This is a genomic window from Enterococcus sp. PF1-24 (assembly GCF_029893325.1).
Lineage (GTDB): Bacteria > Bacillota > Bacilli > Lactobacillales > Enterococcaceae > HY326.
Genome location: NZ_JARXWL010000005.1, coordinates 20,543 through 44,214 on the forward strand (window position 1 = coordinate 20,543; position 23,672 = coordinate 44,214).

The window sequence follows — 23,672 nt, forward strand, 5'->3', positions numbered from 1 at the left end:
CTTTTCTTTTTGTCTAGTTTTTGGAATATTCTCTTAATCAGAGGGTTCCTGTGGCTTTACATATTCTACTTTATCTAATTTACAAAAGAAAGTCAAAAATGCTTTAGGAGGCGGAAATATTGAGTGACTTTATTAAATATTTCTTGAAGCGTGTATTTTTCATGATTATTACGTTGTGGTTGATTGCGACTATTACGTTCTTTTTAATGAAATTATTACCAGGAACACCATACACCAATCAAGAAAAATTAAGTGCCCAAACAATTGAACTGTTAAATAAACAAAACGGCTTGGATAAGCCTGTAGTAGTTCAATATGGGATTTACTTAAAAAATCTCGTGCAAGGGAATTTTGGGATTTCATTCCAATTTAAAAATCAACCAGTAGCGAATTTGCTATCTGCACGAATTGGACCTTCTATACAGCTTGGGTTGCAAGCCGTATTACTAGGAACCTTTGTGGGAATTATTTTGGGTGTTATTGCAGCGATGAAGCAAAATACAATTGTTGATACTTTAGCAACTTTAGTGGCAATTTTAGGTCGTTCAATTCCTAACTTTGTTTTTGCGGTATTATTGCAATATATTTTCTCAATCAAATTTAAATTGTTACCAATTGCTCAATGGAATGGTTTCAAATATACGATTTTACCAACGATCGCTTTAGCCATGTCGCCGTTAGCCGATTCGGCACGTTTTATTCGGACTGAGATGGTAGAAGTGTTGCATAGTGACTATGTTGAATTAGCTCGTTCTAAAGGTTTGAGCCGTTGGCAAGTAGCATTCCGTCATGGCTTACGCAATAGTTTAATTCCTTTACTAACTTTATTAGGTCCATTAACAGTTGGTTTGATGACTGGATCTTTAGTAGTAGAAAATATTTTTGCGATTCCTGGTATCGGGGAACAATTTACAAAATCAATTATGACAAATGACTATCCAACAATTATGGCAGTAACGATGATGTACTCTACTTTATTAGTAGTTGTTATTTTAGTCGTGGATGTTTTATATGGATTAGTTGATCCACGTATTCGTATTACAGGGGGGAGCAAAGGCTAATGGAAAGTTTTAAATTAAATCAATTACCAGATAAAATTAAAAATCTACCTGCTTCCAAATTTCAACCATTAGCAACTGACAGCGTTGCTGAACGGGAAAAAATTGCGGCTCCTTCATTAAACTTCTTCCAAGATTCTTGGCGTCGTTTGAAAAAAAATAAAGCAGCAGTAATTTCGTTAAGCATTTTAATTTTAATCATCCTGATCGCGATTATTACAATCTTTGTTTCTCCTCAGGATCCAACAAAACAAAATGTAAATTATACTAATCTACCACCACGAATTCCTGGTTTAAACATTAATGGTTTAAACGGTAAAGCGATGGTTGGCGGACAATTAGTAGATAAATACGCTCAAGCTAAAGTTCCAGATGATGTTAATTACTTTTTAGGAACAGATAGTTTAGGTCGTGATGTGTTAAGTCGTCTATTTATGGGAACACGAGTTTCATTAATTATTGCCTTTGTTGCTGCCTTATTTGATATCGTATTTGGGGTAACTTATGGTTTGATTTCTGGTTTACTTGGCGGACGGATTGATAATATTATGCAACGTTTCTTAGAAGTATTATCAGGTATTCCTAACTTAGTTGTAATGATTTTGATGCTAGTTGTATTTGAACCTGGGATTTTCTCAATTATTGCAGCGATGGCAATTACTAACTGGATTTCAATGGCACGGGTTGTGCGGGCACAGACCTTGAAGTTAAAAGACCAAGAATTTGTCTTGGCGGCGTTAACTTTAGGGGAATCTAAATTTAAGATTGCCTTTAAACATATTTTGCCAAATATTTCTAGTGTGATTATTGTACAAATGATGTTTAGTATCCCATCAGCAATTTTCTTCGAAGCGTTCTTAAGTTTCATCGGTTTAGGTTTATCTGCACCGACTGCTTCATTGGGAACTTTGTTGAATGAAGGCTACAAAACTTTCCGCTATTTACCATATTTAATGTGGGTACCAGCTGTAACCTTGTCAGTAATTATGATTTGTTTTAACTTGTTGGCAGATGGTTTACGTGATGCATTTGATCCGAAAATGAAAGAGTGATGAATTTGAAAAAAGTACTTGAAGTAAAAGACTTAAAGATTTCTTTCGATACTTTCGCTGGTAAAGTGCATGCTATTCGTGGCGTAAGCTTTGATTTATATGAAGGAGAGACCTTAGCAATTGTAGGGGAATCTGGAAGTGGTAAATCTGTAACTACGCGTAGTATTATGCGATTGCTTTCTAGCAATGCTAATATTGATAATGGTGAAATCTTATTTAAAGGCGCTAATATCGTTAAGAAATCAGAAAAAGAAATGCAAAGTATTCGTGGTAAAGAAATTGCCATGATTTTCCAAGACCCAATGACTTCTTTAGATCCTACAATGCCAATCGGTAAACAAGTAGCGGAGTCATTAATTAAACATAATAAAGTTTCTAAAAAAGAAGGTTTAAAAGCAGCCTTAGATTTATTAAATCTAGTAGGGATTCCTAATGCTGAAAAACGTTTGAAAAACTATCCTCATCAGTTTTCTGGTGGTCAACGTCAACGGATTGTTATTGCGATTGCGTTAATCTGTTATCCAGAAGTTTTAATTGCTGATGAACCAACAACGGCGTTGGATGTAACGATTCAAGCACAAATTTTGGAATTAATGAAAGAAATTCAAGGTAAAATTAATACCTCAATTATCTTTATCACCCATGATTTAGGGGTAGTCGCTAATGTAGCTGACCGGGTAGCGGTTATGTACGGGGGACGTATTGTGGAAGTGGGAACTTCAGAAGAAATTTTCTACAATCCACAACATCCTTATACTTGGGGCTTACTAGGTTCTATGCCGACATTAGAAGGCACAGAAGACCGTTTGTACGCAATTCCTGGTTCGCCACCGGATTTATTAGCGCCACCAACTGGTGATGCTTTCTATCCACGAAATGAATTTGCAATGCAAATTGATACTGAAGAAGCACCTCCTTATTTTGAAATTTCTAGTACACATCAAGCGGCGACTTGGTTGTTAGCACCACAAGCACCAAAAGTAGAACCGCCGTTAGAAATTCAGCGCCGCTGGAAGATTTTCCAAGAAAAACAAGCAGCTAAAAAAGGGTAAAGGAGTGGAAGCATGTCAGATAAAATTTTATTAGATGTAAAAGGACTAAAACAATATTTTAATGTTGGCCGTCCTGATGAAGTAAAAGCTGTAGATGATGTAACTTTCCACATTTACGAAGGTGAAACTTTTGGCTTGGTTGGTGAATCAGGTAGTGGTAAATCTACAACTGGCCGGACAATTATTCGTCTAAATGAACCAACAGGTGGCGAAGTAATTTTTGAAGGCAAAGATGTTACGAAAATAAAAGGCAAAGAAGAATTACGTAAATTCCGTCGGGAAGTGCAAATGATTTTCCAAGATCCTTATGCTTCTTTAAATCCACGGATGAAAGTTAATGATATTATTGCTGAAGGTATTGATATTAATGGCTTAGCAAAATCAACTGAAGAACGAAATGCTCGCGTAAACGAGCTTTTAAAAACAGTTGGTTTAGATCCAAACCATGGGACGCGTTATCCCCATGAATTTTCTGGTGGTCAACGTCAACGGATTGGGATTGCAAGAGCCTTAGCAGTAAAACCACGTTTTATTATTTGTGATGAACCAATTTCTGCTTTGGATGTATCTATTCAAGCACAGGTTGTTAACTTATTACAAGATTTACAACATGATCAAAATCTAACTTATTTATTTATCGCCCATGATTTATCAATGGTTAAACACATCAGTGACCGGATTGGTGTTATGCACGGTGGTAAATTGTTAGAAGTTGGTACAAGTGATGAAATTTATAACTATGGTGTTCATCCATATACAGAAAGTTTACTTTCTGCAATTCCGTTACCAGATCCAGATTACGAACGAACTCGTACTCGGATTAAATATGATGATTCTGTTGAAAAAGACGGCCAAGTTCGGACGTTGAAAGAAATTACAGACGGTCATTATGTTTATGCAAGTGACGCTGAAGTTAAATTTTATCGTGATAAAATTCAAGCTAAAAAAGCTTAAAATTAGAAAAGCAGGATTTTCATTTTTGGAAATCCTGCTTTTTTGTATAATTACAGAAGTTTTTGATAAAAAGGATTTTTTTTGAATAGAAATTTGGTCTATACTAATTGACGGGAACAGAAAAAAGCAATATAATTGGACTATACCGAAATGAACTTGAAAAATTTACATATTAATAAAAATGAAATGGGGAGATTTATCATGGAAATTATTCGCGTGAAAGATGCACTTGAAGGTGGCCAAAAGGCTTACGAACTTATCCAAACAGCAATGACTAATGGCGCTAAAGTTTTAGGTTTAGCAACAGGTAGTACACCAGAAGGTTTATATGCAAGTATGGTGGCTAGTGATACTGATTATTCTGATATGACATCAATCAATTTAGATGAGTATGTTGGTTTAGGAATTGAAGATGAACAAAGCTACCGAACTTTTATGAATCAACAATTATTCAATCAAAAACCATTTAAAGAAACTTTTGTACCTAACGGCAAAGCTACTGATTTACAAGGAGAATGTCAACGTTACAATCAAGTAATTGCTGAACATCCAATTGATTTACAAATTTTAGGAATTGGTCAAAATGGTCATATTGGTTTTAACGAACCTGGCACCTCTTTTGATTCTGAAACACAAGTAGTAGAATTAACTGAATCAACAATCAATGCTAACAAACGTTACTTTGAAAAAGTTGAAGATGTGCCAACAAAAGCAATTTCTATGGGGATTGCCTCTATTATGACAAGTAAAAAAATCGTTTTAATGGCATTTGGTGAAGCCAAAGCTGATGCGATTGCGGGGATGATTAATGGTCCTCTTTCAGAAGATTTACCTGCTAGTGCTTTGCAAAAACACAATGACGTAGTTGTAATTCTTGATGATGCAGCTGCTGCTAAATTATAATTAAAAATAAAAAAGTGAGATAAGTTAATAATTGACTTATCTCACTTTTTTATTAAAGAAAGCTTCATTTTTTAAGCGATTTTATGATATAGTTAAGGAAAAGAGACCGAAAAAACGACTAGTTGAAGGTTATGAATTAGGGAGGACTATTTTAATGGGGAAATTAACAGATTTAGCTAACTTTCGCCAACTTGGTGGGCTAGAAAATCGTGAAGGCAAAAAAATTCAAGAAAATCGTTTGTTACGTTCAGGGGAATTGTACAACTTGAATCAAGCAAGTCGGGATTTATTAAACGAACATCAATTAATTAAAGTAATTGATTTACGTGGGGCTGATGAGCGGGAAAAACGCCCAGATGATCAGTTGCCAGAAATCAATTATGCGTGGATTGATATTATGAAAGATGTTGAAAATACTGCTAGTATGAGCAGCTTTATGGAAGTTGGCGACGTTGAAGGCATTGACCAACATATGTTTTCAATTTATGATAACTTGATTTTAGATAAAGGAGCGCAAGAAGGTTATCGTCAATACTTTGAAGAGTTATTAAAAACTGAAAATGGTTCTGTTTTATTTCACTGTTTTGCTGGAAAAGACCGTACGGGGATTGCGGCTGCTTTAACTTTAGAGTTATTAGATGTGCCGAAAACGACTATTTATCAAGATTATTTGGCAACTAATGCGCAACGTCAAGTGCCTAATCAGCTGATGTTTGACGAGCTAATCGCTCAAGGAGCTAATGAGCGACAAGTGGAAACCATGCGAGTAGCAATGGAAGTTAAGACAGAGTATTTAGAACATGCTTATCAACTGTTAGAAAAAACATTTGGTGATATCACTAACTATTCAAAAGAAGTTTTACACTTAGCAGCTTCTGATTTAAAAGATTTAAAAGCATTGTATTTGAAATAAATGAATAGAATAAACAAGCACTTGTAATCTTTTATAAATGACAAATGCTTGTTTTTTGCATAAAAAAACTAAGTGAGGTAGACGATATGACTGAAAAAAAGCAACATTTAGCAGCAATTATTTTTGATATGGATGGGGTTTTAGTTGATTCTGAATATACTTATTTAGAATCGAAAACCGCTATGTTGAAAGATGCTGGTTTCACTAAAGATATTAGCTATCAGTATCAATTTATGGGGACGACTCATGAGTTCATGTGGCAAGTGATGAAGGATGAGTTGGGTTTACCTTTAACGGTGGCTGAGTATATTGCTGAAATGAACAAGCAACGGCAATTGATGATTGAAAGAGATGGGGTAAAAGCAATTAAGCACGCGCAAGCATTGGTGCAGCGTTTAGCTGCGACGGGTATCCCGTTAGCGGTTGCGTCCTCTTCTCCTAAAAAAGAAATTTTAGCGATGTTGCAAGCCTTAGAAATAAAAGATTGCTTTGATGTGATTGTCAGTGGGGAAGAAGTCTCTCACTCTAAGCCAGAACCAGATATTTTTTTGAAAGCTGCCGCTGATTTAGGGGTAGCAGCAAGGGATTGTTTAGTTTTTGAAGATACGAAAAATGGTAGCTTAGCAGGTAAAAGAGCAGAGATGTATGTAGTTGGCTTTGCTAATCCTGATTATCCTTTGCAAGATTTAAGCTGTGCTAATCAGGTGATTAATAGTTTTGCAGAAATTGATTTACCACAGTTACAAAAGTGGGTTGCAGAAGTTTAAACAGCAAAAGAGAGGGGAACAATTTTGTTCCTCTCTCTTTTTTACATACCGATTAAATAATCATCATCATTCATAGCTTCAACCGCCCCTAGTAGATAGCCGTTACCTACTTGAGAAAAAAAGTCATGATTACTTGTACCTGTTGATAAGCCATTCATTACAATTGGATTGACATCATTGGCTGTATCTGGAAAAAGGGGCTCCATCCCTAAATTCATCAAGGCTTTATTAGCGTTATAACGTAGGAAAATTTTCACTTCCTCCGTCCAACCTAATTCATCATAGAGTTCTTCGGCATAAAGTTCTTCATTTTCATATAATTCATAGAGTAAATTATAAAGCCAATCTTTTAAGGTTTGTTGTTCCGCTTCCGTTAATTCATTGAAAGCCAATTGAAATTTATAACCAATATAAGTTCCGTGAACTGATTCATCGCGAATGATTAATTTGATAATTTCAGCTACATTAGCCAGTTTATTATTTCCTAAATAATAAAGGGGGGTATAAAAACCAGAATAGAAAAGAAAAGTTTCTAAAAAGACACTGGCGATTTTTTTCTCTAATGGTGAGCCATTTTTATAAATTTCATTAATTATTTCTGCTTTTTTTTGCAAGTAAGGATTAGTATTTGTCCATTCAAAAATATCATCAATTTCTTTTTTTGTATTTAAGGTGCTGAAGATTGACGAATAGCTTTTGGCATGAACGGATTCCATAAATTGAATATTGTTTAAAACTGCTTCTTCATGTGGCGTCCGAATATCTTTTTTTAATTGATCCATACCGCTTTCTGACTGGATGGTATCTAAGAGAGTCAAACCACCAAAAACATGGCTAACGGTTGTTTTTTCGACGGCTGATAAACTGCGCCAATCATCTAAATCGTTAGATAAAGGAATCCGGGTATCCAACCAAAATTGCTCAGTTAATTTCTCCCAAGTGGATTTATCAATAATATCTTCAATTTCATTCCAATTAATGGCTTGATAATAAGGTGTTGTCATAACTGTCTCCTTTTTATTTTGTTGGAAAAGTTTTAAATTACACAGCTTTCACATTGATTGCTACCGATTTCTTCAGCGTCTTCTGTAAAAGTTCGCACATAATAAATTGATTTAATACCTTTATTAAAGGCGTAGTGACGTAAAATATTTAAATCACGAGTAGTTTGTTTGGTGGTATTTTTCCACTCATACAAACCCTCAGGAATTTCAGAGCGTAAGAATAAGGTTAAACTCATCCCTTGATCTACGTGTTGTTGTGCAACAGCATAAGTATCAATCACTTTACGCATATCCATATCGTAAGCTGAAGTGTAATAAGGCAATGTTTCATTTGATAAACCAGCAGCTGGATAATAAATTTTGCCAATTTTCTTTTCTTGTCGTTCTTCAATTAAGCGAGTAATGGGTTGCAAGCTGGCGCTAGTATCATTGACATACGAAATTGAGCCATTTGGCGCTACTGCTAAGCGATTTTGATGATATAAACCACTTTGGCTAACGGTTTCTTTTAAAGCTTGCCAGTCAGCTACTGTTGGGATAAAAATATCAGCAAACAGAGCTTGAACTTTGGCTGTTTGCGGTTGAAATTCCCCTGTTAAATATTTGTTGAAATATTCACCACTGGCATAAGTTGATTTTTCAAAATTATGAAAGACTGTTTGACGTTCTACAGCGATTTTGTTGCTAGCTACTAACGTCCAATAATTTAAGAGCATAAAATAAATATTAGTAAAATCAAGGGCTTCTTCAGAACCGTAATCCATTTGATTTTTAGCAAAAAAAGTATGTAAGCCCATTGCCCCTAAACCAATGGTATGACTTTGTTGATTGCCATGTTCAATTGAAGGAACTGCGGCAATTTGTGAAGTATCCGTGACAAAAGTTAAGGCGCGAGTCATAGCTTGAACAGACTTACCAAAATTAGGACTAGCCATTAAGTTATCAATGTTAGTTGATGCTAAATTACAGCTGATATCAGTGCCTAAGACTTCATATTCTTGGCGGTCGTTAATGACTGATGGAGTTTGAACTTGCAAAATTTCCGAACAAAGATTACTCATAATGATTTTACCGTCAATCGGATTTTCGCGATTAGCGGTATCAATATTTAAAATGTAAGGATAACCAGATTCTTGTTGTAATTTAGCAATTTCATTTTCTAAATCACGAGCTTTGATTTTTTGCTTGCGGATATTAGGATTGGCGACTAAACTGTCGTATTCGGCGGTAATATCAACATAAGAAAAAGGCACGCCGTATTCTTTTTCAACGCTATAAGGGCTAAATAAATACATTTCTTGATTTTTACGAGTTAATTCGTAAAACTTATCAGGCACAATCAAACCGAGAGAAAGGGTTTTAACGCGAATTTTTTCATCAGCATTTTCTTTTTTCGTAGATAAAAAAGCTTCAATATCAGGATGAAAGACGTTTAAATAAACAACGCCCGCCCCTTGTCGTTGACCTAATTGATTTGAATAACTAAAACTATCTTCAAATAATTTCATAACTGGCACAACACCACTAGCAGCATCTTCATAGCCTTTAATAGGTGCGCCAGCTTCTCGCAAGTTAGATAAGGTGATACCGACACCGCCGCCAATTCTTGACAGCTGTAGCGCTGAATTGATGGAGCGACCGATACTATTCATATCGTCAGTGACTTGTAATAAAAAGCAAGAAACCAATTCGCCCCGCTGTTTTCGGCCAGCGTTTAAAAAAGAAGGGGTGGCTGGCTGATAGCGTTGATGAATCATTTCATCAGCTAAGCTTAACGCCAGTTCTTCATCGCCATCGGCAAAATATAAAGCGTTGAAAGCCACCCGGTCTTCATAACTTTCTAAATAGTGGTTGCCGTCAAAAGTTTTTAAGGCATATTGGGAGTAAAATTTATAAGCTGCCATAAAAGATTTAAAACGAAAATTTTGTTCTTTTAGAAATTGAAATAACTTTTCAATAAATTCGGGTTGATATTTTTGAATAAAGGCAGTTTCAAGATAACCATTATCGGTTAAATAAGTTAATTTCTCTGCAATGGTTGCGAATTGCTTTGTATTTGGTAGGACATTTTCATTAAAAAAAGCAGTTAAAGCTGCTTGGTCTTTTTGTAAAGGAATTTGGCCGTTTACCGGCCGGTTGATTTCATTATTTAATTGAAAATAAGTTACATTTTTTAAATCTTTAAGGCTCAAGTTGATTCACCACTTTCGTAAAATTTGCGACATCTTCGTTGGTGCCACTAAACTCAAAAGCAAAAAGTAGTGGCAATTGATATTCTTTAGCTAGTCTTTTGGCGGTATGAATAAAGGCGTCTGCGAAATTGCGATTGCCGTTTCCGGCGATACCTAGACATAAACTTTGGTGATGATTGCGGTTTAAAAATTCACTAACAGGCGCAACTAATTCACTAGAATAAGTAGGTACAATCAAAATAAAAGGCTCGTTTATTTGCAAATCAGCAGTGATTTCGGCATTAGATAAAGCCAATTTATTAACAAAACGCCTTGTTTGTCCTGTAAGTGAGAAATAAACAATTTTCATTAGCCAATCACCAATTGCTTCAATTGGTCCGGACGAAAACCGACAATCGTTTTTTCTTCTGCAATGGTAACGGGAACACTTTGAAAACCTTGTTCTTTTAACCAAGGTAGAAATTCTGGTTGGTTATCAATATTTATTTCTTCAAAAGCCACTTGTTGTTGTTCCAAAAAGCGCTTAGTCATATTGCATTGCATACAATTATTTTTAGAGAAAATTTTTACTTTCATTTCAGTTACCTCCGGAGTTTTATCATTTACAAATATTTAGTATAAGGATTTCATTTCTAAAGGTCAAGAAATAAGCACTAGATATTGTGGTATATTTTTCGGTAGTGTCTACATTTAGTGTTGATGGGCTGATTTGCTAAGCTTTTCCAATGATTTTTATAACTGAAATAATAAATAATGTTTATAAACTGAAAACAATAATAATAGCAAGGGGATAAAGCTGATAATAAAGGAAATCATATTGACTTTTTGGCCTGCTGATAGTAATCTTATGATAACGATTATCATTATCGCATGGTTGATTAATAGAAAGTTGGTGTCAAATGAAATCATTAGTTGAGGCGGAGTTAAAAAAGACCTATCAAGTCCAAGAAATTCAATTGGATGAAGATACTAAACGTCATTTAAATGGCTTAGGTATTATTAAAGGGAGCAAAATTGCACTTATTTCTTTAGCCGGTGAATCTGGTATTATACTTTCTCAAAGTGCTCGCTTAGCCCTAAGTCAAAAAGTGTTAACGGGAATTTTAGTAGATGAAACGGTTGAATCATCTGAAACTTGGTTATCTTTGGATATGTTGGCTGTGGGTGAAAAAGCCAAAGTATTAAGGATTTATGGAACGGGTGCCATCAAACGTCGTTTAATGGATATGGGGTTAACCAAGGGCACTGAATTATTAGTGCAAAAAGTTGCACCGCTAGCGGACCCGATTGAAATTAAAGTACGTGGCTATGAATTAAGTTTACGAAAAAATGAGGCAGCTCAAGTTTTAGTTCGAAAGGAGCTGAGTTAAGATGGCAGCATTTGAAATTGCTTTAGCAGGTAACCCCAATAGCGGGAAAACCAGTGTCTTTAACTTATTAACAGGCGCCAATCAATATGTTGGTAATTGGCCAGGGGTAACGGTGGAACGTAAAGAAGGTTCTGCTAAAAGTAATAAAGAAATTAAAATTCAAGATTTACCAGGGATTTATTCTATGTCACCTTATTCGCCAGAAGAAGTGATTGCTAGAGATTATTTACTTTCTAAAAAAGCCACCGCGATTTTAAATGTGGTAGATGCCACAAATTTAACCCGGAACTTATATTTAACAACGCAATTATTAGAAACTGGCGTGCCCGTAGTCATCGGCTTAAACATGATGGATGTGGTTGCCAAAAGTGGCTTACAAATCAATTTAGAAAAATTAGCGTATGCTTTAGATACCCCCGTTGTAGGGATGAGTGCCTTAAAAAAACAAGGGGTGGAAGAAGCTTTACAAACAGCAACTCATTTAAAAACGAAAGTCGAAATGAATTATCCAACTTATGATAAGCGTTTGGAGTCGGCTTTAAGTGAAATCAGCGATATTTTAGGGCAAACAGTTCCTGAACAACAAAGTCGTTGGTTCGCTATTAAATTATTTGAGCGAGATGTGCGCGTACACGAAGAAATTAATTTAAGCAGCATTCAAAAAACTGAAATTGAAGAAGTTATTAAAATTACTGAAAAAGTTTTTGAAGAAGATAGTGAAGCGATTTTAATTAATGAACGCTATGCCTTTGTAGAAGGCGCTGTTCAGTTAGCCACTACGGATACCGATGATTTTAAAGCTTCAATTAGCGATAAAGTCGATAGTATTGTAACGAATCGCTGGTTAGCTTTACCGATTTTTGCTTTTGTTATGTGGTTGGTTTACTACATTTCAATTCAGACGATTGGCGTTATGGGGACAGATTGGGTGAATGAAGTTCTCTTTGGCGAAATCGTTCCTGAAGCAGCGGAATCGTGGATGGTCAGTGCTAATGTAGCCGGCTGGATGCAAGATTTAGTTCTTAGCGGAATTATTGCTGGGGTAGGGGCGGTGTTAGGCTTTGTACCGCAATTATTAGTGCTCTTTTTCTGTTTAGCAATTTTAGAGGATTGTGGTTATATGTCACGGATTGCATTTGTGATGGACCGGATTTTCAGAAAATTTGGGATGTCAGGTAAATCTTTCATTCCGATGTTAGTAGCAACTGGTTGTGGCGTTCCCGGTGTAATGGCAACGCGGACGATTGAAAATGAAAAAGATCGCCGTATGACGATTATTTTAACCACCTTTATGCCATGTTCAGCAAAATTACCGATTGTGGCTTTGATTGCTGGGGCTTTCTTCCCACATAGCAGTTGGGTAGCACCTTCCGCTTACTTTATCGGAATGGCCGCAATTGTTTTATCAGGGATTGCGTTGAAGAAAACGAAATTATTCGCTGGCGATCCAGCACCGTTTATCATGGAATTACCGCCGTATCATTTACCACAACTTAAAAATGTTTTATGGCAAACTTTTGATCGTGGTATGGCTTTTATTAAAAAAGCTGGTACAATCATTTTCGTTTCAAGTATAATTATTTGGTTCTTATCAAGCTATAGCTTTAGTTTTAAAGCTGTTGATGGCGATGAAAGTATTTTAGCTAATTTAGGCCGGGTAGTTGCACCGATTTTTGCACCATTAGGTTGGGGCAACTGGCAAAGCACCGTGGCGACAATTACTGGTTTGGTTGCTAAAGAAAATGTCTTGAATACTTTTGGGATTTTATTCCATAATGTTGAAGAAGTTTCTGAAAACGGAGTTGAAGTTTGGGGTGATTTACAAGCGGTTATTACGCCGGTTGCGGCCTATTCCTTCCTAGTATTCAACTTGTTATGTGCGCCGTGTTTTGCGGCAATTGGCGCAATTCATCGCGAAATGGTTCAAGTTAAGTGGACTTGGATTGCGATTGCTTATCAATGTGGCTTAGCTTATGCAGCTAGTTTAGTCATTTATCAATTTGGACATATCATTTTTGAAGGTGGTAGTTTCAATGCCATGACAGTCGTAGCAGGCGCTGTCTTACTGACTATGGTTTACTTCCTATTCAAAAAAGGTAAACCACAAAACGATGGAACGATTTCATTGGATGCAAATGATTTAATTGGAAAGGGTGCAAACGGATGGCAACCATAATTTTAGCGGTGGCAATTTTTGGTTTTGCTGGCTATGTTGTCATTTCCCGCTTGCGAGGCAATGGTGGCTGTAACGATTGCCATTGTGATTGTGCAGTTAAACCAGAAGAAAAATAAGATATAATCGGAGAGTAGTTCGGGTGGTTTTACCGCAGAGCTACTCTTTTTGATAAAATATAGGTATTTTATTGTCAAACCTTTAATGATTAAGTCAGAGTAGTTGTTGATTTTACAAAAAAAGTTGCCAATAACGGGCTAGAATGCTAGAATGTAGTATGTATGACTAGAGGTATGCACAATAATTTCAATTGTGCTGGATGTAAATAAAAATATTTACCTATTTATCTAAGATAATTAATCACAAGATTGTATAAAATGGCAGGTAAAAATGAACTAAAGGGGACGTGAACACAATATGCCAGAGCAAAGACAGGAAAATTTATTGAAAAAACGTTTATTAGAACGTATTAATCAAGTTTCTGAAGAAGATTTAGATGATGAAGTGGATTTTACTGAAGCGTTTGACAACCTAAACTTAGAGAAAGAGGATACTAACTTGGCAGAAAATACAGCTGTTGAAGCAACTAACAATGACATTGAACTGTTGAAACAAGAATTAGCTCAAGCTCAAGCCGCGCAACAAGAGTTGTTACAAAAAAATACGCAACTTGAAAATGAAAATAAGCAATTAAAACAAGCTAGCTCTGCTTCAAACAATGCCGTTGAAGGTGAACATTTAGAAGAATTACGCAAAGAGTTACAAAATGCGTTAAAAGAGAAATCTGATTTAGAAATTCAAGTTGGCCGTTTAAGAGCTGTTAATGATAAATATCTTGTTCAAAAAGATGTACTTGAAGCAGAAGTTAAAGCTTTACAAACATCTTATCAAGAAAAAGATAACGAATGTGAAGCAGCTAATCAAGAATTGCGGACATTACGTTCAGCAACGAGTGGTAATGCTTCAAATGATGCCCAATTAACTGAGCTATTACAAGCGAAACAACAAGTTAATGATTTATTATTCAAAAATCAAGCCTTGCAAGAAGAAGCGATTAAATCTCAACAAGAAATTGGTGAGGTAATGGTTTCAGCTAAGAAAGAAGCAACACGAATTGTTAGTGAAGCTAAAGTTGAAGCGAAACACATTATTAACTCTGCTGAATTAGAAATGTTAAACATTGGCAATCGTGCGAAAACAATTTCTAATGAAGTTGAAGAGTCTAAAAATGAAGTGATGGGTATTTATCATGAATTAGAAGAACGTTTAAATAAATTATCTCGTTTGGATAAATCTGAAAAATAAACCATTACGCTTAATCTTTTTATTGAATATTGAAAAATTGAACACAAAAGTTTGTTAACTAACAGACTTTTGTGTTTTTTACAAATTATAAGTTGCAACGCTGGCAGGCAATTAAAGAGGTGTGGACTTGAAAAAACTGAGTGATCAATTTGTATCCAATCTTTTATTGGTGGTTGGAGTTTTCACATTGATTTGGTATTTTTATGGCTTGAATAATCAAGTAAATGCCGAAACACAAGATATCATTCTGGACTACTCACCAATTACTTTTGATGTTGTGATTGAAGAAGTGACTGAGGAAGAAAATGACTATAACTATGAACCGATTACGGCAGACTTATCTCAGTACTATGTAAACTTAAGCAAACAGCTGAAAGAGGTTACGAAAGGCATCTCTGGTGATTTTGCGCTTGTTTATATGGATTTAGCGACGGGGCAAAAAGTTGCGATTAATGGTGATAAGCAATTTCACGGCGCTAGTACCACCAAAGTTCCTTTAGTAATGTTAATCAGTGATAAAGTAGCTGCCGGTGAACTTTCTTGGCAGCAAGAAATTGCCTATGAAAAGGCCGATTATGAAGAAGGTACGGGAACCTTAATTAATGATTTGCAACCACAGTATAAATTGGCTGATTTGGCCGAATTAACGATTACTGTTTCTGATAATGTGGCTAAAAATATGCTTTATCGTCAGCTAGGTGGTCAGCCTAAAGGCGTTCAAGAAATTTACGCTACTTATTTAGGTAAAATTGTTAAAAAAGGCGAGAATAAAATTTCTGCCAATGATGCTGTGGATATTTTAGAAATTCTTTATGAAGGTAGTGCTGAGCGAAAAGATTATCAACAACTAATTGATAACATGAAAAATACGGTTTATAAAGAACGCTTAGAAACAGCCGCAACAACTACCAAAGTCGCCCATAAAATTGGGACTTATGAAGCAAATGTCCATGATATTGGTATTTTTTATGGAAAAAAGCCTTACATTTTGACGGTTTATACTAACAATGTGGAAGATGCCAAAAGCATCATTACTAAGGTTTCTGATAAAGTTTGGCAATTTCAAGAAGAACAATATCCGAAAAAATAATAAAAACGGAAAACTCATTGTGAGTTTTCCGTTTTTTTAGTTAAGTTTTAATCTAACAACTGAATACCAAAGCCTAAAAGCCCAGGACCTGTATGAACCACTAAAGCTGGTGAAATTTGACCGAAAAACATTTTTTCGACATTTGGAAAAGTTTCTAACAAACGTTTTTTCATCATTTCAGCTTCTTCCAAGGCATTACCGTGAGCTACCGCTAAATTGAAGCGTTGATGTGGACCGATGAATTCGCGAATGAGTTCAATGGTACGATCAAAACTTTTTTTACGACCACGCGATTTTGCAACCGTATGATAAACACCGTCTTCATTACAAGAAATAATCGGTACCAATTTTAAAGCTGTTCCCACAATTGAAGTCACTAAGCCGATACGGCCACCTTTTTGTAGATACTCTAAAGTTGCTACACTAAAGAAAACTTTATCTTTTAAGGATTGTACTTCTAATTTTTCAATGAAAGTTTCAAATGGTAATTCAGCTTTTAAGAGATCTGAAGCGTAAACACCTAACAACCCAGCACCAATCCCAATATTTTTAGTATCAATCGTATGAACCGTTAAGCCTTCATAGTGTTCCCCTAACAAACGAACAGCGTTATAAGTTCCACTTAAGCCACTTGAAATGGTGATAGCAATAACTTTTTCATAACCTTTTGCTTTAATTTCATCAAAAATATTATTGATGAATTCGCCAGATGGTAGTGAAGTGCTTGGAATTTCTTCGGCAAAACGTTGATAAATTTCTTCGGCAGTAATGGTAACTTTATCAATATACTCGGCGTCTTTATAAATAATCTTTAAAGGAATCATAAAAAACTCTTCTTGGGCCATAATTTCTTCAGGGACATCGGTTCCAGAATCGACTAAAATCGCAATCTTATGTTTATTCATCTTTTTTACCTTCTTCTTTCATGTAATCAATTTCTAAACAGATCATTTTTTGTGTCAATAACTTACTTGCAAAAGAAATCGTTGCGGATTTGACTGCTAAGTAATGAGGTGAACTTGTTTCATTGAAAATATCCACTTTTTCTCCTTTAGCGTAAGTCGCTACTAAATGGAGCGCATTTTCTTGTTCCTTACAAAACAAATTGTAGGCGTTACGAATCCCATCAACTTTCCCTTGAAATAAAATGCCTTCTCTTATCTCAGCAATTGTTAAGACTTGTTTTAATAAAGTAATCGCAATTAAGAAAGCTAAATGAGTACGATTGTAACGTTTTTTTACAGGTGGTGGAATCATTTGCGTTTTTACATAGTTATTAACCATCGCTTTAGTTAAACATGAATGATTGTCTTCAGAGGTAATCATGCCTTTTTCTAAATACTTTTCAACTAAAGTTAACACTTGATCCATATATAATTCGATATCAGGCAAATCCTCCCAACGAGGTAGATGAAAGTTTTCGATTTCATTTCCCCATTTTTGTAGCTCTTCTTTCATGTGAAACTGATCCTCCTTGACCTGTAAATTTTGTAGTAAAACTTAACAAAGTAATTACTATGTTAAAAAGACAGTCGGCTTTTTAGAAAACGGTTAACGATTTCAATAACATTATAGTGGGGTTTGCGAAACTAGTCAACATAGTTTTTAAAACTACGTGTGTGATTTAATAAATTTATAAGCTTTTCCAAGTAAAAAGCCTTTTTTCAGTTGCTTTTTAAAAATGACAGTGATAAGATATTCACGTGGTTATTTTTGCCTCCTTAGCTCAGTTGGTAGAGCAGTAGACTCTTAATCTATGGGTCACAGGTTCGAGCCCTGTAGGGGGCATTGGGTGCCAAACCCACGAGGACGGAGAAACATCGGCGTTGTTTACAACGTTTCGAAGATGTTTCTCGCGTTCTCTTTTTTTAATCTTTATTTCAGCGAATTTTGTTTGAAAAAGCAAAAGGTGAAAGCGTCGCAAAAATAAGGTATAATGTTTTTAACAATAAAAATGAAAGAAAGTATTTAGCTGCCAATGTTTGCTGATTTTTTCAAAAAGAGAAAGCAACATTTTCCGCTGGAACAATATTATGAGGTGAATAGAGATGAAAAAGATTTTAGTTGTCGATGATGAAAAGCCGATTTCGGATATTGTCAAATTTAACTTAACTAAAGAAGGTTATGAAGTTCATACAGCTTATGACGGGGAAGAAGCTTTAGCGATGGTTGAAGAAGTAGTTCCTGATTTAATTCTGTTGGATTTAATGTTACCTAAAATTGATGGTTTAGAAGTTGCACGGGAAGTTCGTAAAACTCACGATATGCCAATTATTATGGTGACTGCTAAAGATTCTGAAATTGATAAAGTTTTAGGTTTAGAGTTAGGTGCAGATGATTATGTAACCAAACCATTTTCTAATCGTGAATTAGTAGCGCGGGTTAAAGCAAATTTACGTCGTGGTGCGACTACGAAAGAAAGCAATGACCGCAACCAAGGAGAAATAGCAATTGGTGATTTAACAATTCATCCTGATGCTTATATGGTTACTAAACGGGGCGACTCTATTGAGTTAACGCATCGTGAATTTGAATTATTACATTATTTAGGTAAACACCTTGGTCAAGTAATGACCCGAGAACATTTACTACAAACGGTGTGGGGTTACGACTATTTTGGTGATGTCCGAACAGTCGATGTTACCGTTCGGAGATTACGTGAAAAAATTGAAGACAACCCAAGTCATCCTAACTATTTAGTGACTCGCCGTGGCGTTGGTTACTATTTAAGAAATCCGGAACAGGAGTAAGCATTTATGGAGAAAAAAGTCCGATTTTTTCAGTCGGTTAACTTTAAGATTGCGGTCGCGTTTATCTTAATTTTACTGATTTCTATTGAAATTATTGGTGCTTATTTTATCCGGGGGTTGGAGAACTCAACGATTGATTCTTTTTACAGTTCTATGGATCAACGCACAACTTCAATGGCAGCGACGATTCGTTCTGAGCTAAATGATACTAAAGAAAGTGCAGATGAAGTTCAACAGATTGTTGAAAATAATTTTACTTCTGATGTTTTAGAAATTCGGGTAGTTGACGAAAATAATGTAATTTTAGCCGCGAAAGATACTCGCAATAGTAATTTAGTTGGTACTAAAAATGATTATAGCGATTTAAATGCCTTTACTTTAAAAAGTGAAGATGCAGTTGATGAGGAAGGTAAACGCGTTCATATCACAGTACGCCCCATTCAAGATCCGAGTGGGGATGCTGTGATTGGTGCGTTATACGTCCGTAGTAATTTGGAACGGAAATATACCGAAATTAATCGGATTGCCGTCATCTTTTTTAGCGCTTCTTTAATTGCGGCTTTAATCTCAGTAATCATTACTTTTTTAGTTTCGCGTTCCATTACGCAGCCAATTGAAGAAATGCGCTTGTTAGCAGTCAGAATCGCTAATGGCGATTACACTGGTCGAGCAAAGATTTATGGTAAAGATGAATTAAGTCAATTAGGAGAATCCTTTAATCAGTTGTCTGAGCGGATTGAAGAAGCACAAGATTCAATGGAATCAGAGCGGAATCGACTGGATAGCGTGTTAACCCATATGACTGACGGGGTAATTGCTACCGATCGTCGTGGTAAAGTAATTACAATTAATGATATGGCCTTATCTTTATTAGGCGTGACTAGTGAAGAAACTATTGGGATGTCGATTTTAACTTTATTAGATATTGAAAAAGAGTATACTTTCCGACGTTTATTAGAAGAAACGGAAGATTTAATTTTAGACCGTTCTAATTCTCATCGGGAAAGCGATCAATTGATTATTAAAGTTAACTTTTCAATGTTGCGACGAGATTCTGGTTTTATTAGCGGGATTGTTGCGGTGCTTCATGATGTAACAGAACAAGAGCGGACAGAGCAAGAGCGACGAGAATTTGTTTCTAACGTTTCTCATGAATTACGGACACCTTTAACAAGTATGCGCAGCTATATTGAAGCTTTAAGCGAAGGGGCTTGGCAAGATGAAGAATTAGCCCCCAACTTTTTAAATGTTACATTAGAGGAAACCGATCGTATGATTCGCATGATTAATGATCTGTTAAGCCTAACTAAGATGGATAATGGTAAGACAACTGTTCAAAAAGAACTAGTCAATTTTAATGAATTTGTTAACTTTATTTTGGATCGCTTTGATATGATGGTTAATAATCAAGAGAAGAAATATGTGATTCGTCGTGAGTTTACCCAACGAGATTTATGGGTAGAAGCCGATCCAGATAAAATGACTCAGGTAATTGATAATATTATGAATAACGCCATTAAATATTCACCAGATGGCGGTGCGATTACTTGTCGTTTAATTGAAACCCACAATAATATTATTTTTAGTATTAGTGATCAAGGTTTAGGGATTCCCCGCAAAGATTTAGGGCGGGTTTTTGACCGTTTTTATCGGGTGGATAAAGCACGGGCTCGTGCGCAAGGTGGTACTGGTTTAGGATTAGCAATTTCAAAAGAAGTTGTGAAAGCCCACGAAGGCTCGATTTGGGCAGAGAGTCAAGAAGGCAAAGGCTCGACTTTTTATATTGCCTTACCTTATGAACCTTATGAGGAGGACTGGTGGGAATGAAAATTTCTGAACGATTTGTGAGGCTCCTGTTAGTCTCTTTAATTGGTTTAAGTTTATATTTTTCTTATAATATATGGTTGAGCCCAGCTCATACTAAACGTTTTTCCACAGATACTAAGCAATTAGTGACGGAAAATCAAAATTATCGCAAGATGACGGATACCTTTTTGCCTTTACAACTTGCTTGGCTGCAAGAGGATACGATTAAAGGTACCCAAAGTGAAAATTTAATTAGTCAGGTTCAAGAGCAATTAGCTAAAGATACGGTTGGGGTATTAGCGGTGGTTGTTTATCAAAATGAAAAAGATTTTGCGGAGTATCTACAAATTTCAGAAGGCATTGAGTTGCTATATGAAAGTCCGTTTTCATTAGCTGAGTATTTAAAAATTTATCATTTTGATATTAAAGATTCTGATGAAGCAGAAAATTATCTGTTTTCTAAAGTTCAAATTGATTTTACGAATCAACAAGTAAATTTTATGAATGTAAAAGAACACACGGTTTATCAATTAGCTTTTTCTGGAAAAGCGGATAAGTATCAACAAATTATGGCAGAAAAAATGCCTAACTTACTTGATGTAACACGGGATAATACTTATAACTTAGGGCGTTATAATATTGATGAAAGTATTTCTTTAAAAAAATATAGCTATATCTTATCTACCCAATCTTTTACATTGTTTAGTAATGCTTTCTTTCAAGATGTGGAAAATGTCAATAACGAAACCAATTCGGTTTATTCTAGCGGTGAAGAGCGCTTAACGGTTAACGCTGGTAATATTGAGCAATTGGTTGATTTTAGAGGACAGTTACCATTGGAAACTGGACTAGATAATGTATACACGCAAAGTTTTGATTATGTAAAAAAATTAGGCACTAATTTTGGGAATTTACGCTATTTTGATCGTGATAAAAATACGGTTAATTATCGTTTCTTAGTAGAAGGATATCCGGTGTTTAGTGAATTTTCACAAGGCTTGTTAAGCGTAACAGCGGATAGCACGGTTTCTGAAGATAGCAAAGCAATTCATATTCAAGGAAGCACCAACACGATTCAAGTACCGATTCCTTCTGATGAAGTGGCGGAGTTGCAACCAACAGCTACTATTAAAGATGAGTTGTTAGCAGCTGGTGTTGAAGAATCTGAAATTTCTTCAATTATTATTGGCTACACCTGGGAAAGTATTGAAGGCAATACTCGGGTGGTCAATTTAACGCCAGAATGGTACGTTTGCTACAGTGGTACTTGGTATCAAGCGGAAAAATTAATCCAGCAATCGCAAGTAAAGGAGGCGGATTAATTGAATTTTAAACGAATTGAATGGGTTTTTGTCGTTGCCTTTTGCTTGTTAAACATTTTCTTATTTGTCCTTTATCAAGATGGCGTGAAAGAAACTCACAATGTGACTAGTTCCAATAAAACAGAGTCAATTGAAACGTTGTTGAAAAAAGATCAAATCACTTTTAACGATGATTTCTCTCAGGAACGTCTTTCTGGGTATTATTTAAGTGGGGAGCAACTTGATTTTAATCAATATTTGAAAGAACAAAGTAAAACAGTAACAGGTAATAAAACAACCAATCGCGATTATACTTTAACTGAAATTCTTGACAGTAAACAACTGTTACAAGCAGATCAATTAAGCAATAGCTTACAAAGTTTTTTTGCTAAAGATCAATTTATTTTATTTAGTGATGAATATCAATATTTAGAAAATCTATCAATTATTACTGATGAAGATTTAGAAGTGGTGGCGGGGCAAACCTTTGAAGGAATTCCCTTTAACGATGAATTTTCAAAGTTGGTGCTGAAATTAGCAAAAGACAATGATGAAATGTATCAAATTGAAAGTTATAGCCAAACTTATATTATTAACATTCAAGAGTTACGAGAAAAAATGGAATTATATTCTGAAAGAGAAGCGATTCAAACGCTATACAAAAATAGTCGCCTACCAAAAGGCTCTGAAATTCTCTGGACGCAACTGGCTTATTCACGAATTATGGATGTTTATGAAAAAGATATTTATGTGCCAGTTTGGTTTGTAGCTCTTAAAACAGAGGATAGCCAACAAATTGAAAGCGTCAATGCCCTAAACAATACGGTGATTACTACTAACACGGTTTTAAAAGTAGCTAGTGAATAAAAATTAGTTGAAAAGAGGAACCAATATGTTTAAATATGCTGTAGTGGGTTTAGTTGTATTGCTAATAGGACTTCAATTAATATTTATTGCTAGTCCACTAGGTGTTTCAAGTTTACCGGCAACTTGTTTATGTATCGTTGGTGTTTTAATAATACTTGCAGCATTTTGGAAATCTATGAAAAATGCTCAGGAAGAATCGAGAAAAGATAAATAATTCACGCCTTGATTGAATAATCTTTGAAAGATTGCTAAGATAACGGTGGATAGTAAAAAAATGTAAGACAAGAACGGAAGGAAGTTAGTTGTTCATGGCAGCAGAACATGCTTTTCAAGTGAGTATTTTAGCCAGTGGGAGTTCAGGCAATGCTTTATATATTGAAACAGAAAAAAAGAAATTTTTAGTAGATGCAGGTTTAAGCGGAAAAAAGATTACCTCACTTTTAGCAAGCGTGGATCGTAAACCAGAAGATTTAGATGGTATTTTAGTTACCCATGAACACAAGGATCATATTCATGGCGTAGGAGTTTTAGCTCGTAAATATAATTTAGCGGTTTATGCGAATGAAAAAACGTGGCAAGCGATGGACGGCATGATTGGTAATGTTGCTGATGAGCAAAAATACATTTTTGAAATGGGTAAAGTCATGACTTTTGGCGATATGGATGTGGAGAGTTTTGGCGTTTCACATGATGCAGCGGCACCACAATTTTATCGTTTCTATAAAGATGGTAAATCTTTTGTTGTCTTAACGGATACCGGCTATTGTAGCGACCATTTGCGAGGCGTTGTGAAAAATGCTGATGCTTATTTAGTTGAAAGCAATCACGATTTGGAAATGTTGCGAATGGGTGGTTATCCTTGGAGCTTGAAGCAACGAATTTTAGGAGATAAAGGTCATTTATCCAATGATGATGGAGCTTTAGTCATGACGGATGTTTTAGGTGATCGCACCAAACGAATTTACTTAGGTCATTTAAGCCGTGAAAATAATATTAAAGAGTTGGCGCATTTAACGATGGAAAATGTACTAACGGAAAAAGGCTTGGGCGTAAACTATGATTTTCGCGTTTACGATACCGATCCTGATGAAGCATCTGATTTATTTGCAATTTAA

At 35.5% G+C, this 23,672-nt stretch carries 24 protein-coding genes and 1 tRNA gene; 19 read left to right on the forward strand and 6 right to left on the reverse strand.

Going from position 1 to position 23,672, the window contains the following annotated elements:
• Nucleotides 1–119: 119 nt before the first annotated feature.
• The 7 genes from opp3b to M2139_RS03350 all read left to right on the forward strand — a co-directional run bounded on the left by opp3b (nucleotide 120) and on the right by M2139_RS03350 (nucleotide 6,699).
• Nucleotides 120–1,061, forward strand: coding sequence for an oligopeptide ABC transporter permease (opp3b, locus tag M2139_RS03320; RefSeq protein ID WP_280737246.1), 942 nt, complete (start codon nucleotides 120–122; stop codon nucleotides 1,059–1,061).
• The gene (opp3C, locus tag M2139_RS03325; RefSeq protein ID WP_280737247.1) at nucleotides 1,061–2,110 is read left to right on the forward strand and encodes an oligopeptide ABC transporter permease; all 1,050 of its coding nucleotides are present in this window, start codon (nucleotides 1,061–1,063) and stop codon (nucleotides 2,108–2,110) included. The genes opp3b and opp3C overlap by 1 nt, the downstream gene beginning before the upstream one ends.
• Nucleotides 2,110–3,162, forward strand: a complete 1,053-nt coding sequence (locus M2139_RS03330) for an ABC transporter ATP-binding protein (RefSeq protein WP_280737248.1) — start codon at nucleotides 2,110–2,112, stop codon at nucleotides 3,160–3,162. The genes opp3C and M2139_RS03330 overlap by 1 nt, the downstream gene beginning before the upstream one ends.
• A gap of 12 nt (nucleotides 3,163–3,174) precedes the next feature.
• Nucleotides 3,175–4,116, forward strand: coding sequence for an ATP-binding cassette domain-containing protein (locus tag M2139_RS03335; RefSeq protein ID WP_280737249.1), 942 nt, complete (start codon nucleotides 3,175–3,177; stop codon nucleotides 4,114–4,116).
• 201 nt (nucleotides 4,117–4,317) lie between these two features.
• Nucleotides 4,318–5,019 carry a glucosamine-6-phosphate deaminase gene (locus M2139_RS03340; RefSeq protein WP_280737250.1) on the forward strand — a complete coding sequence of 234 codons (702 nt, stop codon included), beginning with the start codon at nucleotides 4,318–4,320 and terminating at the stop codon, nucleotides 5,017–5,019.
• 154 nt (nucleotides 5,020–5,173) lie between these two features.
• Entirely contained in the window at nucleotides 5,174–5,932 is a 759-nt protein-coding gene (locus M2139_RS03345) for a tyrosine-protein phosphatase (protein WP_280737251.1), read from the forward strand.
• Nucleotides 5,933–6,018: 86 nt separating this feature from the next.
• A complete protein-coding gene (locus M2139_RS03350) occupies nucleotides 6,019–6,699 on the forward strand; it encodes an HAD family hydrolase (protein WP_280737252.1) in 681 nt (226 codons plus the stop codon).
• A 41-nt stretch (nucleotides 6,700–6,740) separates the two neighbouring features.
• Here the strand turns inward: M2139_RS03350 and nrdF are convergent, their stop codons facing one another.
• Genes nrdF through nrdH form a run of 4 tightly spaced genes read right to left on the reverse strand, consistent with a single transcriptional unit; the run spans nucleotide 6,741 to nucleotide 10,471 of the window.
• A complete protein-coding gene (gene nrdF / locus M2139_RS03355) occupies nucleotides 6,741–7,703 on the reverse strand; it encodes a class 1b ribonucleoside-diphosphate reductase subunit beta (RefSeq protein ID WP_280737253.1) in 963 nt (320 codons plus the stop codon).
• A 32-nt stretch (nucleotides 7,704–7,735) separates the two neighbouring features.
• Nucleotides 7,736–9,895: a class 1b ribonucleoside-diphosphate reductase subunit alpha gene (nrdE, locus tag M2139_RS03360; RefSeq protein WP_280737254.1), complete on the reverse strand. Its 2,160-nt coding sequence runs from the start codon at nucleotides 9,893–9,895 to the stop codon at nucleotides 7,736–7,738.
• On the reverse strand, nucleotides 9,885–10,244 hold the full coding sequence (nrdI, locus tag M2139_RS03365; protein WP_280737255.1) for a class Ib ribonucleoside-diphosphate reductase assembly flavoprotein NrdI: 360 nt from the start codon (nucleotides 10,242–10,244) through the stop codon (nucleotides 9,885–9,887). Before nrdI ends, nrdE begins: the two co-directional genes overlap by 11 nt.
• Nucleotides 10,244–10,471 (reverse strand): glutaredoxin-like protein NrdH, encoded by a 228-nt coding sequence (nrdH, locus tag M2139_RS03370; protein ID WP_280737256.1) that lies wholly within the window; start codon nucleotides 10,469–10,471, stop codon nucleotides 10,244–10,246. Before nrdH ends, nrdI begins: the two co-directional genes overlap by 1 nt.
• A gap of 323 nt (nucleotides 10,472–10,794) precedes the next feature.
• On the opposite strand from nrdH, the gene M2139_RS03375 reads away from it, so the two are divergent.
• The 5 genes from M2139_RS03375 to M2139_RS03395 all read left to right on the forward strand — a co-directional run bounded on the left by M2139_RS03375 (nucleotide 10,795) and on the right by M2139_RS03395 (nucleotide 15,833).
• On the forward strand, nucleotides 10,795–11,265 hold the full coding sequence (locus tag M2139_RS03375; RefSeq protein WP_280737257.1) for a ferrous iron transport protein A: 471 nt from the start codon (nucleotides 10,795–10,797) through the stop codon (nucleotides 11,263–11,265).
• A 1-nt stretch (nucleotide 11,266) separates the two neighbouring features.
• Nucleotides 11,267–13,441 (forward strand): ferrous iron transport protein B, encoded by a 2,175-nt coding sequence (gene feoB, locus M2139_RS03380; RefSeq protein WP_280737258.1) that lies wholly within the window; start codon nucleotides 11,267–11,269, stop codon nucleotides 13,439–13,441.
• Nucleotides 13,429–13,557 carry a FeoB-associated Cys-rich membrane protein gene (locus M2139_RS03385; protein ID WP_280737259.1) on the forward strand — a complete coding sequence of 43 codons (129 nt, stop codon included), beginning with the start codon at nucleotides 13,429–13,431 and terminating at the stop codon, nucleotides 13,555–13,557. The genes feoB and M2139_RS03385 overlap by 13 nt, the downstream gene beginning before the upstream one ends.
• A 298-nt stretch (nucleotides 13,558–13,855) precedes the next feature.
• The gene (locus tag M2139_RS03390; RefSeq protein ID WP_280737260.1) at nucleotides 13,856–14,743 is read left to right on the forward strand and encodes a hypothetical protein; all 888 of its coding nucleotides are present in this window, start codon (nucleotides 13,856–13,858) and stop codon (nucleotides 14,741–14,743) included.
• A gap of 127 nt (nucleotides 14,744–14,870) precedes the next feature.
• Nucleotides 14,871–15,833, forward strand: a complete 963-nt coding sequence (locus M2139_RS03395) for a serine hydrolase (RefSeq protein WP_280737261.1) — start codon at nucleotides 14,871–14,873, stop codon at nucleotides 15,831–15,833.
• A gap of 47 nt (nucleotides 15,834–15,880) precedes the next feature.
• On the opposite strand, the gene M2139_RS03400 is transcribed toward M2139_RS03395, so the two are convergent.
• Together M2139_RS03400 and M2139_RS03405 are read right to left on the reverse strand one after the other, a co-directional pair.
• The gene (locus tag M2139_RS03400) at nucleotides 15,881–16,738 is read right to left on the reverse strand and encodes a DegV family protein (protein ID WP_280737262.1); all 858 of its coding nucleotides are present in this window, start codon (nucleotides 16,736–16,738) and stop codon (nucleotides 15,881–15,883) included.
• Complete coding sequence (locus M2139_RS03405; protein WP_280737263.1) at nucleotides 16,731–17,291, reverse strand: DUF1836 domain-containing protein; 561 nt, start codon at nucleotides 17,289–17,291, stop codon at nucleotides 16,731–16,733. Before M2139_RS03405 ends, M2139_RS03400 begins: the two co-directional genes overlap by 8 nt.
• Before the next feature lie 257 nt (nucleotides 17,292–17,548).
• On the opposite strand from M2139_RS03405, the gene M2139_RS03410 reads away from it, so the two are divergent.
• The 7 genes from M2139_RS03410 (at nucleotide 17,549) to M2139_RS03440 (ending at nucleotide 23,672) form a co-directional block, all read left to right on the forward strand.
• Nucleotides 17,549–17,621, forward strand: a tRNA-Lys gene (locus M2139_RS03410).
• 260 nt (nucleotides 17,622–17,881) lie between these two features.
• Complete coding sequence (yycF, locus tag M2139_RS03415; RefSeq protein WP_280737264.1) at nucleotides 17,882–18,583, forward strand: response regulator YycF; 702 nt, start codon at nucleotides 17,882–17,884, stop codon at nucleotides 18,581–18,583.
• A 6-nt stretch (nucleotides 18,584–18,589) separates the two neighbouring features.
• On the forward strand, nucleotides 18,590–20,410 hold the full coding sequence (gene walK / locus M2139_RS03420) for a cell wall metabolism sensor histidine kinase WalK (RefSeq protein ID WP_280737265.1): 1,821 nt from the start codon (nucleotides 18,590–18,592) through the stop codon (nucleotides 20,408–20,410).
• Nucleotides 20,407–21,711 carry a hypothetical protein gene (locus tag M2139_RS03425; RefSeq protein ID WP_280737266.1) on the forward strand — a complete coding sequence of 435 codons (1,305 nt, stop codon included), beginning with the start codon at nucleotides 20,407–20,409 and terminating at the stop codon, nucleotides 21,709–21,711. Before walK ends, M2139_RS03425 begins: the two co-directional genes overlap by 4 nt.
• Nucleotides 21,712–22,557: a two-component system regulatory protein YycI gene (locus tag M2139_RS03430; protein WP_280737267.1), complete on the forward strand. Its 846-nt coding sequence runs from the start codon at nucleotides 21,712–21,714 to the stop codon at nucleotides 22,555–22,557.
• Between the two features lie 25 nt (nucleotides 22,558–22,582).
• On the forward strand, nucleotides 22,583–22,771 hold the full coding sequence (locus M2139_RS03435; RefSeq protein WP_280737268.1) for a hypothetical protein: 189 nt from the start codon (nucleotides 22,583–22,585) through the stop codon (nucleotides 22,769–22,771).
• A gap of 94 nt (nucleotides 22,772–22,865) precedes the next feature.
• Nucleotides 22,866–23,672 (forward strand): MBL fold metallo-hydrolase, encoded by an 807-nt coding sequence (locus tag M2139_RS03440; protein ID WP_280737269.1) that lies wholly within the window; start codon nucleotides 22,866–22,868, stop codon nucleotides 23,670–23,672.

What these genes read in the sequence shown, in the direction of transcription:
- M2139_RS03435 (WP_280737268.1), top strand. Translation starts at nt 22,583, where the DNA reads ATGTTTAAATATGCTGTAGTGGGTTTAGTTGTATTGCTAATAGGACTT.
- M2139_RS03335 (WP_280737249.1), top strand. Translation starts at nt 3,175, where the DNA reads ATGTCAGATAAAATTTTATTAGATGTAAAAGGACTAAAACAATATTTT.
- M2139_RS03345 (WP_280737251.1), top strand. Translation starts at nt 5,174, where the DNA reads ATGGGGAAATTAACAGATTTAGCTAACTTTCGCCAACTTGGTGGGCTA.
- M2139_RS03405 (WP_280737263.1), bottom strand. Translation starts at nt 17,291, where the DNA reads ATGAAAGAAGAGCTACAAAAATGGGGAAATGAAATCGAAAACTTTCAT.
- M2139_RS03330 (WP_280737248.1), top strand. Translation starts at nt 2,110, where the DNA reads ATGAATTTGAAAAAAGTACTTGAAGTAAAAGACTTAAAGATTTCTTTC.
- M2139_RS03440 (WP_280737269.1), top strand. Translation starts at nt 22,866, where the DNA reads ATGGCAGCAGAACATGCTTTTCAAGTGAGTATTTTAGCCAGTGGGAGT.
- M2139_RS03390 (WP_280737260.1), top strand. Translation starts at nt 13,856, where the DNA reads ATGCCAGAGCAAAGACAGGAAAATTTATTGAAAAAACGTTTATTAGAA.
- M2139_RS03425 (WP_280737266.1), top strand. Translation starts at nt 20,407, where the DNA reads ATGAAAATTTCTGAACGATTTGTGAGGCTCCTGTTAGTCTCTTTAATT.
- nrdI (WP_280737255.1), bottom strand. Translation starts at nt 10,244, where the DNA reads ATGAAAATTGTTTATTTCTCACTTACAGGACAAACAAGGCGTTTTGTT.
- M2139_RS03400 (WP_280737262.1), bottom strand. Translation starts at nt 16,738, where the DNA reads ATGAATAAACATAAGATTGCGATTTTAGTCGATTCTGGAACCGATGTC.
- M2139_RS03340 (WP_280737250.1), top strand. Translation starts at nt 4,318, where the DNA reads ATGGAAATTATTCGCGTGAAAGATGCACTTGAAGGTGGCCAAAAGGCT.
- opp3C (WP_280737247.1), top strand. Translation starts at nt 1,061, where the DNA reads ATGGAAAGTTTTAAATTAAATCAATTACCAGATAAAATTAAAAATCTA.
- M2139_RS03350 (WP_280737252.1), top strand. Translation starts at nt 6,019, where the DNA reads ATGACTGAAAAAAAGCAACATTTAGCAGCAATTATTTTTGATATGGAT.
- M2139_RS03375 (WP_280737257.1), top strand. Translation starts at nt 10,795, where the DNA reads ATGAAATCATTAGTTGAGGCGGAGTTAAAAAAGACCTATCAAGTCCAA.
- nrdH (WP_280737256.1), bottom strand. Translation starts at nt 10,471, where the DNA reads ATGAAAGTAAAAATTTTCTCTAAAAATAATTGTATGCAATGCAATATG.
- nrdF (WP_280737253.1), bottom strand. Translation starts at nt 7,703, where the DNA reads ATGACAACACCTTATTATCAAGCCATTAATTGGAATGAAATTGAAGAT.
- M2139_RS03385 (WP_280737259.1), top strand. Translation starts at nt 13,429, where the DNA reads ATGGCAACCATAATTTTAGCGGTGGCAATTTTTGGTTTTGCTGGCTAT.
- yycF (WP_280737264.1), top strand. Translation starts at nt 17,882, where the DNA reads ATGAAAAAGATTTTAGTTGTCGATGATGAAAAGCCGATTTCGGATATT.
- feoB (WP_280737258.1), top strand. Translation starts at nt 11,267, where the DNA reads ATGGCAGCATTTGAAATTGCTTTAGCAGGTAACCCCAATAGCGGGAAA.
- walK (WP_280737265.1), top strand. Translation starts at nt 18,590, where the DNA reads ATGGAGAAAAAAGTCCGATTTTTTCAGTCGGTTAACTTTAAGATTGCG.